At 60.3% G+C, this 12,050-nt stretch carries 8 protein-coding genes; 3 read left to right on the forward strand and 5 right to left on the reverse strand.

The window, feature by feature from the left end; genetic code table 11:
* The first annotated feature begins 238 nt into the window (after positions 1 to 238).
* Entirely contained in the window at positions 239 to 1,762 is a 1,524-nt protein-coding gene (locus R5R33_RS03710) for an adenylate/guanylate cyclase domain-containing protein (RefSeq protein ID WP_318954703.1), read from the forward strand.
* Positions 1,755 to 2,849, forward strand: a complete 1,095-nt coding sequence (locus tag R5R33_RS03715) for a tetratricopeptide repeat protein (RefSeq protein WP_318954704.1) — start codon at positions 1,755 to 1,757, stop codon at positions 2,847 to 2,849. The genes R5R33_RS03710 and R5R33_RS03715 overlap by 8 nt, the downstream gene beginning before the upstream one ends.
* A 21-nt stretch (positions 2,850 to 2,870) precedes the next feature.
* Here the strand turns inward: R5R33_RS03715 and R5R33_RS03720 are convergent, their stop codons facing one another.
* The 5 genes from R5R33_RS03720 to guaB all read right to left on the reverse strand — a co-directional run bounded on the left by R5R33_RS03720 (position 2,871) and on the right by guaB (position 10,294).
* On the reverse strand, positions 2,871 to 5,111 hold the full coding sequence (locus R5R33_RS03720) for an arginine/lysine/ornithine decarboxylase (protein WP_318954705.1): 2,241 nt from the start codon (positions 5,109 to 5,111) through the stop codon (positions 2,871 to 2,873).
* Positions 5,112 to 5,321: 210 nt separating this feature from the next.
* On the reverse strand, positions 5,322 to 5,897 hold the full coding sequence (gene efp, locus R5R33_RS03725) for an elongation factor P (RefSeq protein WP_318954706.1): 576 nt from the start codon (positions 5,895 to 5,897) through the stop codon (positions 5,322 to 5,324).
* A gap of 34 nt (positions 5,898 to 5,931) precedes the next feature.
* Positions 5,932 to 7,080 carry an elongation factor P maturation arginine rhamnosyltransferase EarP gene (gene earP, locus R5R33_RS03730; protein ID WP_318954707.1) on the reverse strand — a complete coding sequence of 383 codons (1,149 nt, stop codon included), beginning with the start codon at positions 7,078 to 7,080 and terminating at the stop codon, positions 5,932 to 5,934.
* Between the two features lie 31 nt (positions 7,081 to 7,111).
* On the reverse strand, positions 7,112 to 8,689 hold the full coding sequence (gene guaA, locus R5R33_RS03735; RefSeq protein WP_318954708.1) for a glutamine-hydrolyzing GMP synthase: 1,578 nt from the start codon (positions 8,687 to 8,689) through the stop codon (positions 7,112 to 7,114).
* Between the two features lie 120 nt (positions 8,690 to 8,809).
* Positions 8,810 to 10,294, reverse strand: a complete 1,485-nt coding sequence (guaB, locus tag R5R33_RS03740; RefSeq protein ID WP_318954709.1) for an IMP dehydrogenase — start codon at positions 10,292 to 10,294, stop codon at positions 8,810 to 8,812.
* A gap of 161 nt (positions 10,295 to 10,455) precedes the next feature.
* Here guaB and xseA point away from each other — a divergent pair, with 161 nt between their 5' ends.
* Positions 10,456 to 11,832 carry an exodeoxyribonuclease VII large subunit gene (gene xseA / locus R5R33_RS03745; protein WP_318954710.1) on the forward strand — a complete coding sequence of 459 codons (1,377 nt, stop codon included), beginning with the start codon at positions 10,456 to 10,458 and terminating at the stop codon, positions 11,830 to 11,832.
* Positions 11,833 to 12,050: the final 218 nt, after the last annotated feature.

The following is a 12,050-nucleotide window of genomic DNA, read 5'->3' on the forward strand; positions in this document are numbered from 1 at the left end:
CGGCAGGATGCTACCAGTCCGGGGCGGGCATTTCACCTACTTCCGCCCCGTGCCGCCTGCAAAGGCCCATCACCTGGTACTTTGCGGGTCTGTCGAACCATGAATGTGTTGCGCCGGATGGCACAACTACCAGTCCGATGTCTTATACCTGCCCAAGAGCTGGTATAGTCTCCCCTCTATAGTTTCCTTCTCTCACGCCCGACTACCGGTGACTTCTGACCCATGAAGAGCAGCTCCGTTGATCACTAAGGCCAAAGCCAAACTGCGGCACGCAGCCAGCGGTCTACAAGCGTGTGTGATCCGGTTGTTGCCCCGCCATGTCCCCATTGCCTTCAAATTGGCACTGGTCATGACCCTGTTGCTGGTACTGGGGATGGCGAGCCTCGGTCTGTTTATCAGCGACAACCAGAACCAGCTGATCCGCACCCAGCTGCACGACTTCGGCAATACCATGGCGCAGCAGCTGGCGAAACTGGCCAGCGAGCCGATTCTGTCGGAAAACAACCTGAACCTGCGCATGCTGACCACCAACCTGGGCCAGGATGAAAAAATCCTTGGCGCAGGGATCTACGCGCATAACGGAGAATTGCTGTCGAGCACTGGCATCCAGCCGCGCCTGAGCAACACCTTCTTTGAATCGGCGGAGGTTATCGCCAGCCCGTGGTTCCGACATACCGCAGACGGGTCCGCGGAACGCCTGATCAGCTTTATCGCTCCCGCCAATTACCAGGGTGTCCGGGTCGGCTCGGTGGTGGTCACTCTGTCGGCATCGCAAATGGACCAGGCTGCAGCCAGTGCCCGCAACGCCATTGTCTACGCCACCCTGGCGATGACCGTCCTGGCCTCCCTGTTGGCCTATTGGCTGAGCCGCCGCCTGTCACTTCCGATCCATCACTTGATGGAAGCCACCCGCGCTATCGACCGCGGCGACCTGGCGATCCGGATCGATCAGCGACGCAACGACGAAATCGGCTTTTTGTTCGAAGGCTTCAACAACATGGCCGCCGGATTGCTGAAGAAATCCCAGGTCGAACAGGTCTTTTCCCGCTATGTGTCGAAAAGCGTTGCCGACAAGGTACTCGCCAATCTCGACGAGGTTCGATTGGTGGATCGCCCGATTGAGGCGACGGTGTTATTTGCCGATATCACCGGTTTCACCGCGATGTCGGAACAACTGCAACCGAGCCAGGTTTCCGAACTGCTCAACGAATACTTCTCGTACATTTCGCGCGCCTGCTCGCTATACCACGGCGTGGTGGACAAGTTTATCGGCGACTGTGCGATGCTGGTGTTCGGCGTACTGGAAGACGATACCGACCACGCATTCAATGCCGTCAGTTGTGCGGTCTTGATTCAGCAACTGGCCGCGCAGTTGAACGAGCAGCGCCGCGCCGACGGCCGGCCCGAGGTGCATTTCCGCATTGGGATCAATTGCGGCGCCATGTTGGCAGGCAATCTGGGTTCCGACGAGCGGATGGAATACACCGTGGTTGGTGACGCCGTCAATTTGGCCTCCCGTCTGTGTAGTGAGGCGGAGCCGGACCAGATCATTATTCGTCAACAGCTGTTTACCATGCTGCAGCCGCGCATCATCGCGCATGCAGGACAGACACTACCGATCCGCGGCAAATCCGCGCCGATACAGATCTACTCGGTGGAGAACATCCACAGTAGTGATCACCCCCTGCTAGAGGCCAATCTCCGCAAAGTGCTGAGTCCACAGGCCACCCAATCGCCGCAACGAGCCGTCGGGCATGCGTGATCTCCGGTTACCATTTCTGTGGTTTTTGCTGTTGCTACTGCTGCCGGCGTGTAGCGTGATGCCAACACCGCAACCGGCACTGGAAGGTTTTCCAACGGAAACTCTACATCAGGTCCGCCAACAGTCGACGGAACTCGAACGACTGCAAAGCCTGAATGCCGTAACCCCCGCGCAACAGCAACAAATCCAGCAATTGCGCAGTGACTTGCAGCAGTTCGCGCGCAACGTAATCAGCAGCGCAAGCAGCATGGCGCAAAAAGACGACTGGCACGGTGCCGCACAGCTATTGCAAGGTGCCCTGCGCTGGTTGCCAGACAGTCAGTTGCTCACTAACGCGCAGCAGCAACTGGAGGCACAGCGCCAGTTACGCGAAGAGCGGGTGCGAATGGAGCTGGCTATCCACCGCGGTGAGCAGTTGCTGAAAGATGCCGAGGGCTACCGGAAACTGCAGCAGCTACAGGGCCCCGGCCTGATGAATTGGGTGGAAGTGAAAAACTACTACCGCAAACGCAGTGAATCGGCGCAGGCGCTCCAGCAACATTCCCAGCGCGCACTGGCACGGGGGGACTATGCGCTGGCTCAGCGCGCGCTGAAGATTACCCTCGAGCTCTACGGCGACGAACTTCAGCACGATACCGAGCGCCGCGAAAAAATCCAACGCGACCTGGCCATAGCCAGTCGCCGTCTCAGCCAATCGAAAACACAATCCGCAAACACCATCTCCGAAGCCTCCGCCGACAAAGTGGCCGAGGCGCCCTACACGGTAGTGCAACAGGCACTGGACGCCGGCGATCTGACCAGCGCACGGCAACATCTGGATCAATTACGACAGCAGTCGCCACAGGAACCACAATTACCGCACCTGGAAGCGCAGTTCCAGGCGCAGTTGAATAGCCGCATTGAAACCGCGCTCAAGCGGGGGAATGATTTATACAGTCAGGGCAAGATTGAACGGGCCCTGGCCGTCTGGCGCGAAGCCAGTACCCTGGCCCCGGAAAATGTCGAACTGCTGGCCAACATCGCACGGGCAGAAAAGGTTCTGGAAAACCTGCGCGCGCTGTCGGTACCCGCCAGCGCCACACCTTAGGCTCTCCCCCTAGATTCTCCCTCAGTCCTTCACGCAATCCACGCAGTAGCGCGCCTTGCCGTCCTTCATTTCCTTCACCAGCCCGTGGCAATCGGTTTCGAAGCCGGGGAACTGCTCATTGAAGGTACGCGCAAAGCGCAGGTAGTTGACGATGGTGCGGTTAAAGCGCTCACCCGGAATCAGCAGGGGGATGCCGGGCGGGTAAGGGGTCACCAGCATGGCGGTGATACGGCCTTCCAGCTCCTCGATATCCACCCGCTCCACTTCCCGGTGTGCCATTTTTGCCCACGCCTCGCCCGGGCGCATCGCCGGCACCATAGTGCTCAGATACATTTCGGTGGTCAGGCGGGCGACGTCGTGTTGTGCATACACATTGTGAATGGCGTTACACAGATCGCGCAGCCCCCACCCTTCATAGTGTTTGTTCTTGGCCAGAAACTCGGGCATGCAGCGCCACAGCGGGCTGTTGCTGTCGTAACAGTCCTTGAACTGCTGCAGTTCGGTGACCAGAGTGTTCCAGCGGCCCTTGGTAATGCCGATGGTGAACATGATAAAGAACGAGTACAGGCCGCACTTCTCGACGATGATGCCGTGTTCGGACAGGTACTTGGTGAGGATGGCCGCAGGAATACCCCAGTCATCAAAATTGCCGTCCAGGTCCAGCCCGGGGGTGACGATGGTTGCCTTGATCGGGTCGAGCATATTGAAGCCCTCGGCCAGATCGCCGAAACCGTGCCAGTTGTCGCCGGCCCGCAGCATCCAGTCCTCGCGCTCACCCATGCCCTCTTCAGCGATATGGTCCGGGCCCCAGACCTTGAACCACCAGTCGCTGCCCCACTCCTCGTCCACCTTGCGCATGGCGCGGCGGAATTCCATGGCCTCGGTGATGGACTCCTCCACCAGCGCGGTGCCCCCCGGCGGCTCCATCATCGCCGCCGCCACATCGCAGGAGGCGATGATCGCGTACTGCGGCGAGGTGGAGGTGTGCATCAGGTAGGCTTCGTTGAACAGGTCCTTGTCAAGCTGGCGGCTCTCGGAATCCTGCACCAGGATCTGCGACGCCTGGGAAATACCCGCGAGCAGCTTGTGGGTGCTCTGGGTGGAAAACACCAGTGATTCCTTGCAGCGTACGCGGCCCTCACCGATGGCGTGGTAGTCACCGTAGAAATCGTGGAACGCAGCGTGCGGCAGCCAAGCCTCGTCAAAGTGCAGGGTGTCGATCTTGCCGTCCAGCGCGTCCTTGATCTCTTCCACGTTGTACAGGACACCGTCATAGGTGCTCTGGGTAATGGTCAGTACCCGTGGCTTCGCGCCTTTGTCAGTAATAAACGGGTTCTGGGCGATCTTCTGCTGGATATTCTCCCAGTCGAATTCACTGCGCGGAATCGGGCCGATGATGCCGAAGTTGTTGCGGGTCGGCATCAGGAAGATCGGGATAGCCCCGGTCATGATGATGGAGTGCAGGATCGACTTGTGACAGTTGCGGTCGACCACCACGATATCACCGGGCGCCACCGTGGAGTTCCACACAATCTTGTTGGAGGTGGAGGTACCGTTGGTGACGAAAAACAGGTGATCCGCGTGGCTGATACGCGCAGCGTTGCGCTCACTGGCGGCGATCGGTCCGGTGTGGTCCAGCAGCTGGCCCAACTCGTCCACCGCATTACACACGTCGGCGCGCAGCATGTTCTCGCCAAAGAACTGGTGGAACATATGCCCGACCGGGCTCTTCAGGAACGCCACGCCACCGGAGTGGCCCGGGCAGTGCCAGGAATAGGAGCCGTCGGAGGCGTAATGCACCAGCGCGCGGAAAAACGGCGGCGCCAGGTTGTCCAGATAGGCACGGGCCTCACGTACCACGTAGCGGGCGATGAACTCGGGAGTGTCCTCGAACATGTGAATAAAGCCGTGCATCTCCCGCAGGATGTCGTTCGGCAGGTGGTGGGAGGTGCGCGTCTCACCGTAGAGGAAGATCGGGATGTCGGCGTTGCGGAAGCGCAGCTCCGCCACAAACGCGCGCAGCCGGGTCAGGGTTTCTTCCTGGTTGGCTTCGCTGAACTCATCGTCGTCGATGGAGAGGATGTAGCAGGAAGCCCTACTCTGCTGCTGCACAAAAGAAGTCAGGTCGCCGTAACTGGTGACCCCAAGCACCTCCATTCCCTCTGCCTCGATCGCGGTCACCAGCGAGCGGATGCCGAAACCGGACGAATTTTCCGAGCGAAAATCCTCGTCGATTACGATGATGGGGAACTGGAAGCGCATGCGTTCTCTCCGGATGAGATGTTATAGGGGGACTGGCCTCAAATTTTGCGGCGGCACTTTAGTCTTGTGAACTGGTACTGTCTATATGCATTCTGCGACGCCGCCCACATTGTAGTGGGACTTAATCTCCTGCACCTTGCCGAATTTCGCACGAGCAGGCAACAAAAAGCCCGGCGCATGGCCGGGCTTTTTGTGGCAGCGAGGAGGGCCTTAGGCCGTCGGCGCCTGGGTGCGGTTCTTGTAGGAACCGTCGCGGGTGTCGATTTCGATCCAGTCGTCGATTTCGCAGAAGTCTGCCACCTTGACTTCGGTGCCGTTGCGCAGCTTGGCCGGCTTCATGACTTTGCCGGAAGTGTCGCCACGGGCGGAGTTTTCGGTGTAGGTGATCTGGCGCACGATGGTGGTCGGCAGGTCGACGGAAATGACCTTGCCATCGAAGAACACGGCTTCACAGATGTCGCTCATGCCTTCTTCGATGAACGGCAGGACACTTTCCAGGTCTTCGGCACGCAGCTCGTAGGAGTTGTACTCCGGATCCATGAAGACGTAGTCCTCACCGTTGATATAGGAAAGGGTCACTTCCTTGCGGTCGAGGATGACCGGCTCCATCTTGTCGTCGGCCTTGTACACGGTCTCGGTCTTGGAGCCGTTGATCAGGTTCTTCAGCTTCATCTTGACGATGGCGCTGTTGCGGCCGGACTTGGTGAATTCGGCCTTCTGGATCAGCCAGGGGTGGCCGTCGATCAGGGCCACACTGTTGGCCTTCATTTCTTGTGCGGTTTTCATAGGAGTATCCGGAATAGGGATGGGGATACCTTTTTCAGGTGGCGCATGATAGCCATTTTCCGGAAAAACGCACTAGTGCCGATGCAAGATCTGGCCGTAAGACCTGCTCGTCGCACCAGTCACCGGCATAACGGGAATGTTCTTCTATGTGTGCTTGGGCCTGCACCCAAGCCGCACCCATGTCTCCCTGCCCATTCCAGGCGTGCCACAAGCTTTTTTGCGCATCCGCCGCTTGCGGCGAAAGGCCAGCACAGTACAGGTCGAGAAAGGCATCCAGCTTGTCCCAGTGGGCACCTTCCTCCTGCTGGTAGATATGCCAGAGCAGCGGCCGCCCGGCCCATTGCGCCCGCACGAACGAATCCTCGCCGCGCACCGCATTGAAATCACAGCTCCACAGCAACCGGTCGTAATCGTGCTGACTCAGGAATGGCAGCAACTGCACCTGCAGGTTACCGCGCTGCCAGCGACTACCTGGTTCAGTATCCGCGACCCCGAGCCAGCGGCACAGATCGCCCTCGATACGCCCGTGCGGCACCAGCAACAGCGTCGGCCGTGTATCGACCGCCAGGGCGTCAAGCCAATCGGCCAGTGCCGCATTCTCGTAGGCGAACAGGGAAATCAGGCGGGCGTCATCCGCCGGCGTTACGCCTATCTGCGCGAGAAAGTCCCGACGCGCGTTAGGTACTGCCTGGAACGCGCGCCGCCGCGTCAGCAAATCGCGCTCCCGCAACAGGCCGCCGGTACCTTCGGTAAAGCCAGGGAAAAAGAAGAACTTCTGCAGACCACCGGCTTGCGGTGACGGCAGGACGTGGCAGCCGGCGACCCATGCCTCGGCACTGAGGTACTCGAGGTTCAGCCACAAAGGCTTGCGCTCCCCCACTGCCATGGCCTCGATATAACTTGCCGGCAGGTTACAGGCAAAGGCCTCGATCACTACATCAGCCACCTCAACCTGCGGGAAGTCCTGGGACCAGTGGCAAACCTCCACCCCATCGATGCGTTGCGAGGACAAGGAGGCATCGGCGGTCGGACAAAGGCGCAGAAAGGCGGCCGGCTCATCGACCCACAAGCGCACCGCCTGGTCGTGCTCGGCAGCCAGTTGCCGAGCCAAGCGCCAGGTCACCCCGATATCGCCGTAGTTGTCGACGACGCAGCAGAAAATGTCCCAGCGTTTGCTCATCATCGGCAAAAGCCGAAATACCAGCTAGTGCGGATTATTCCCACTCAATGGTGGCAGGCGGCTTGCTGGAAACGTCGTAAGTCACCCGCGAAATGTGTTCGATCTCGTTGATGATGCGGTTGGAGACCTTCTCGATCAGATCGTAGGGCAGATGCGCCCAGCGTGCGGTCATGAAGTCCACGGTTTCCACCGCACGCAATGCCACCACGTACTCATAGCGACGGCCGTCGCCCACCACGCCCACGGATTTGACCGGCAGGAACACCACAAACGCCTGGCTGGTTTTGTGGTACCAGTCCGCTTTGTGCAGCTCCTCGATAAAGATCGCATCCGCTTCGCGCAGGATATCCGCGTACTCTTTTTTCACTTCGCCGAGGATGCGCACGCCGAGGCCCGGGCCCGGGAAGGGGTGGCGGTAGACCATGTCGTAGGGCAGGCCCAGCTCGAGGCCGATCTTGCGCACTTCGTCCTTGAACAGTTCACGCAGCGGCTCCACCAGTTCAAACGCCATGTCTTCCGGCAGGCCACCCACATTGTGGTGAGACTTGATCACGTGTGCCTTGCCGGTCTTGGCGGCGGCGGACTCGATCACGTCCGGGTAGATGGTGCCCTGGGCCAGAAATTTAACGTTCTGCAGGGCGGAGGCTTCCTTGTCGAAAATTTCGATAAAGGTGTTGCCGATAATCTTGCGCTTGGCTTCCGGCTCGTCGACACCGGCGAGGCGGGACAGGAATGCCTCTTCCGCATCAGAACGAATCACGCGCACACCCATGTTGTCGGCGAACATCTGCATGACCTGGTCGCCTTCGTTTTTGCGCAGCAGGCCGTTGTCCACGAATACACAGGTCAGCTGGTCACCGATCGCCCGGTGCAGCAGTGCCGCTACCACGGAGCTGTCGACACCGCCGGACAGGCCCAGCAGTACTTTGGAGCTGCCTACCTGCGCGCGCACCTTGGCGATGGAGTCCTCGATGATGTTTTCCGGGGTCCACAGCTTTTCACAGCCGCACAGCTCGATGACGAAGTGTTCGTAAATGCGGGTGCCCTGCAGGGTGTGGGTTACTTCCGGATGGAACTGCACACCGAAGAAATTCTTTTCCGCGTGGTACATGCCGGCGATCGGGCAGGACGGGGTGGAAGCCATCAGCTCGAAGCCCTGCGGCATTTTCACCACCTTGTCGCCGTGGCTCATCCACACGTCCAGCAGCGCCTTGCCGCTATCGTCCAGGTGGTCCTTGATGTCGTGCAGCAGCGCGGATTTCCCTTCCACGGTGACCTGCGCGTAACCGAATTCGCGCACGTTGCTGCCCTCCACTGCGCCACCCAGCTGGTGCGCCATGGTCTGCATGCCGTAGCAGATACCCAATACTGGTACGCCCAGCTCGAACACCGCCTGCGGCGCGCGCGGGGAGCCCTCTTCCGGCACGGATTCCGGGCCACCGGCAAGGATGATGCCCTTGGGCGCGTACTCGCGGATTTCCTCGTCGCTCATGTCGAAGGCGCGGATTTCGGAAAATACCCCCAGTTCGCGCACGCGGCGGGCGATCAGCTGGGTGTACTGGGAACCGAAGTCGAGGATCAGGATTCGGCTGGAATGGATATCTTGGCTCATGGCTTACTCGTAACGGTTTTATAAACGGCAAACGGACCATGAGAGGTCCGTTTGCGGTTCACTTTAAAGTGCACTTCTAGTCTTTTGGCCGGGACAGGGTCCCGGCAGGGAGTCGTTCTATCAGCGGCCGCCCACGGGGTAGTTCGGCGCTTCCTTGGTGATCTGCACGTCGTGTACGTGGGACTCGCCCATACCCGCGGCGGTTACCCGTACAAACTGCGGTTTGGTGCGCATGGTTTCCATGTCCAGGCTACCGGTGTAACCCATGGCGGAGCGCAGGCCACCCATCATCTGATGCACGATGGCGGAAATCGGGCCCTTGTAAGGCACGCGACCTTCGATACCTTCCGGTACCAGTTTTTCCGCGCCCTTGCTGGCGTCCTGGAAATAGCGGTCGGAAGAGCCCTGGGTGCGGGACATGGCACCGAGGGAGCCCATACCGCGGTAGGACTTGTAGGTACGGCCCTGATACAACTCGACTTCACCCGGCGCCTCTTCGGTACCGGCGAACATGGAGCCCATCATCACAGCGTAGGCACCGGCGGCAACCGCCTTGGAAATATCGCCCGAGAAGCGGATACCACCGTCGGCAATCAGCGGCACGCCTGTGCCTTCCAGCGCCTTCGCCACTTCGGCAATGGCGGAAACCTGGGGTACACCGATACCGGTCACGATACGGGTGGTACAGATGGAACCGGGGCCGATGCCCACTTTGACCGCATCCGCACCGGCTTCCGCCAGGGCAATCGCGGCTTCGCCGGTGGCGATGTTGCCGCCGATCACGTCCACCTGCGGGTGCATTTCCTTGATGCGACGCACGCGGTCGATCACATTCTTGCTGTGGCCGTGAGCGGTATCCACCACCAGTACGTCCACGCCAGCTTCCACCAGCGCCGCAACGCGATCGTCGGTGTCCGGGCTGGTGCCGACTGACGCGCCCACACGCAGGCGGCCGTCACTGTCTTTGCAGGAGTTCGGGTACTTTTCGGCCTTGTTGTAGTCCTTGACGGTAATCAGGCCCTTGAGGTCGAAATTGTCGTTCACCACCAGCACTTTTTCGATGCGGTGCTTGTGCAGCAGTTCGCGCACTTCTGACGGGGCAGCACCTTCATCACAGGTCACCAGGCGCTCTTTCGGCGTCATAATGCTGGCCACGGAAACGTCCAGATTGGTCTGGAAGCGCACGTCGCGGCTGGTGACGATGCCCACCAGGCTACCTTTATCCATCACCGGCACGCCGGAAATATTGTGGTGGGTGGTGAGCGCGATCAGCTCGCGCACGGTGGCGTCGGCTTCGATGGTAATGGGATCTTTCACCACACCGGCCTCGAATTTTTTCACCGCACGCACTTCCAGAGCCTGTTCCTCGATGGACATGCTCTTGTGGATAATGCCGATACCGCCTTCCTGCGCCAGCGCAATGGCCAGGCGCGACTCGGTCACGGTATCCATCGCAGCGGACACCAGCGGAATATTCAGGGTGATATTGCGAGACAACTTGGTCTTCAGGGAAACATCCTTGGCCGTGACCTCGGAGTAACCGGGCACAAGCAGGACGTCATCAAAGGTGAGGGCTTCGCGCGCAATGCGCAGGGATTCAGACATGGACACTCAAACCTCAAACTGAGCGGGAATGGGTATCGGCGCGATTATAGCCGCATCGTTCTCGGAAACAAAAGACTATTTACTCAGGATTGGCAAATCTCTTTACCTCCGCCGGCTTCCCTGCAATATTGGCCGCCCAGATCGCACTGCATGAGAACGAAATGCCTGATTTCCCGCCCGGAGCATACTCCCCACCCTCCTCCCCGCAGTCGCCGCTGCCCACCGACGGCAGGCCCGTTCTCTCCGTCAGCGAACTCAACCGGGAAGTTAAGCACCTGCTGGAAGGCAGTGTGCCGCTGCTGTGGGTGAGCGGGGAAATCTCCAACTTTGCCGCACCCAGTTCCGGGCACTGGTATTTCACCCTGAAGGACGCCCGCGCCCAGGTGCGCTGCGCCATGTTCCGCGGCCGCAACCAGATGGTCAGATTCAGACCAGCCAACGGTCGCGAAGTGCTGGCGCGCGCTCGCGTCAGTCTTTATGAAGGCCGCGGCGAGTTCCAGCTGATCATCGAACACCTCGAGGAGGCCGGATTCGGCGCCCTGATGCGCCAGCTGGAGGAGCTGAAAGCCAAACTGCAGGCGGAGGGACTGTTCGACCTGGCACGCAAGAAGCCCCTGCCCCATCTGCCCGCCACCATTGGCATCATCACGTCTCCCACCGGCGCCGCGGTGCGGGACATGATCCAGGTGCTGGGACGGCGCTATCCCGCCGCCAAGATCGAATTGATCCCGGTCGCGGTACAGGGCCAGGGTTCCGCACAGCAGATCGCACGCGCCATCGAGCTAGCCGGCCGCCTGCAGCGCCACGACCTGCTGATTGTGGGGCGCGGTGGCGGCTCGCTGGAAGATTTGTGGTCCTTCAATGAAGAGATCGTCGCGCGCGCGCTGGCCGCCTGCCCCATCCCCACTATCTCCGCAGTGGGCCACGAAACCGATACCACCATCGCCGACCTGGTGGCGGATGTGCGCGCGCCGACCCCCTCCGCCGCGGCGGAAATCGCCAGCGCCAACGCCGCGGCGCTAACCGAAGAAATAGACACTATCCGCTCGCGCCTGACCCGCGCCATGCATCTGCAGTTGCGCCACCTGCGCCAGCAGGTCCAGTTGGTAGGCAATCGCATCCGTCACCCACGGGAGCAACTGCAGAACCGCGCCCAGCGCCTCGACCACCTGGAAATGCGTTTGCACAGTGCCATACGCACTCGCACCACAGGCAATGCCCAGCGCCTCGCCCAACTGGAGCGCGCACTTGCCCAGGTTCACCCCCGCCACCGCATCGAGCGCGCACAGGTGCAACTCGCACAGCAGACCCAGCGCCTGCAGAAATCCGCGCTGGCGCTGCTGCAGCACAAGCGGGAGCAGGTGGCGCACGCCGGCCAGCTGTTGCACAGCGTCAGTCCGCTGGCGGTACTGGAGCGCGGCTATGCCATTGTCCAGGATGACAGGAAACAGGTCATCCGGCGCGCTCAGGACACCCGGTCGGGGCAAAGGATCCATGCCAGGCTCGCCGAAGGGGAAATTACCGCGGTTATCGAATAAATACCGCACATTTTTCCCTGCACCACCAACCCGCCCGCCTGCACCCTAGGATTGCGCAATCGCTTTTTGCGCAGCGAGCGGAGTAATCCATGGTCGAAAATCGCTCCAGGCTGTTCCTGCTGTCCACCGCCATCCTCGCTGCACTCGCGCTGTTTTTCAGCGCTGGGTGCGACAAAAAACAGGAAGAAATGAAACCGGATGAAATGGGCACCGGCAGA

Origin of the sequence: Microbulbifer pacificus, assembly GCF_033723955.1 — a bacterium.
Lineage (GTDB): Bacteria > Pseudomonadota > Gammaproteobacteria > Pseudomonadales > Cellvibrionaceae > Microbulbifer > Microbulbifer pacificus.

Bases quoted from the DNA above. Each gene is read 5' to 3' on its own strand.
- R5R33_RS03715 (WP_318954704.1), top strand. From the start codon at position 1,755: ATGCGTGATCTCCGGTTACCATTTCTGTGGTTTTTGCTGTTGCTACTG.
- R5R33_RS03720 (WP_318954705.1), bottom strand. From the start codon at position 5,111: ATGCGCTTCCAGTTCCCCATCATCGTAATCGACGAGGATTTTCGCTCG.
- efp (WP_318954706.1), bottom strand. From the start codon at position 5,897: ATGAAAACCGCACAAGAAATGAAGGCCAACAGTGTGGCCCTGATCGAC.
- earP (WP_318954707.1), bottom strand. From the start codon at position 7,080: ATGATGAGCAAACGCTGGGACATTTTCTGCTGCGTCGTCGACAACTAC.
- guaA (WP_318954708.1), bottom strand. From the start codon at position 8,689: ATGAGCCAAGATATCCATTCCAGCCGAATCCTGATCCTCGACTTCGGT.
- guaB (WP_318954709.1), bottom strand. From the start codon at position 10,294: ATGTCTGAATCCCTGCGCATTGCGCGCGAAGCCCTCACCTTTGATGAC.
- xseA (WP_318954710.1), top strand. From the start codon at position 10,456: ATGCCTGATTTCCCGCCCGGAGCATACTCCCCACCCTCCTCCCCGCAG.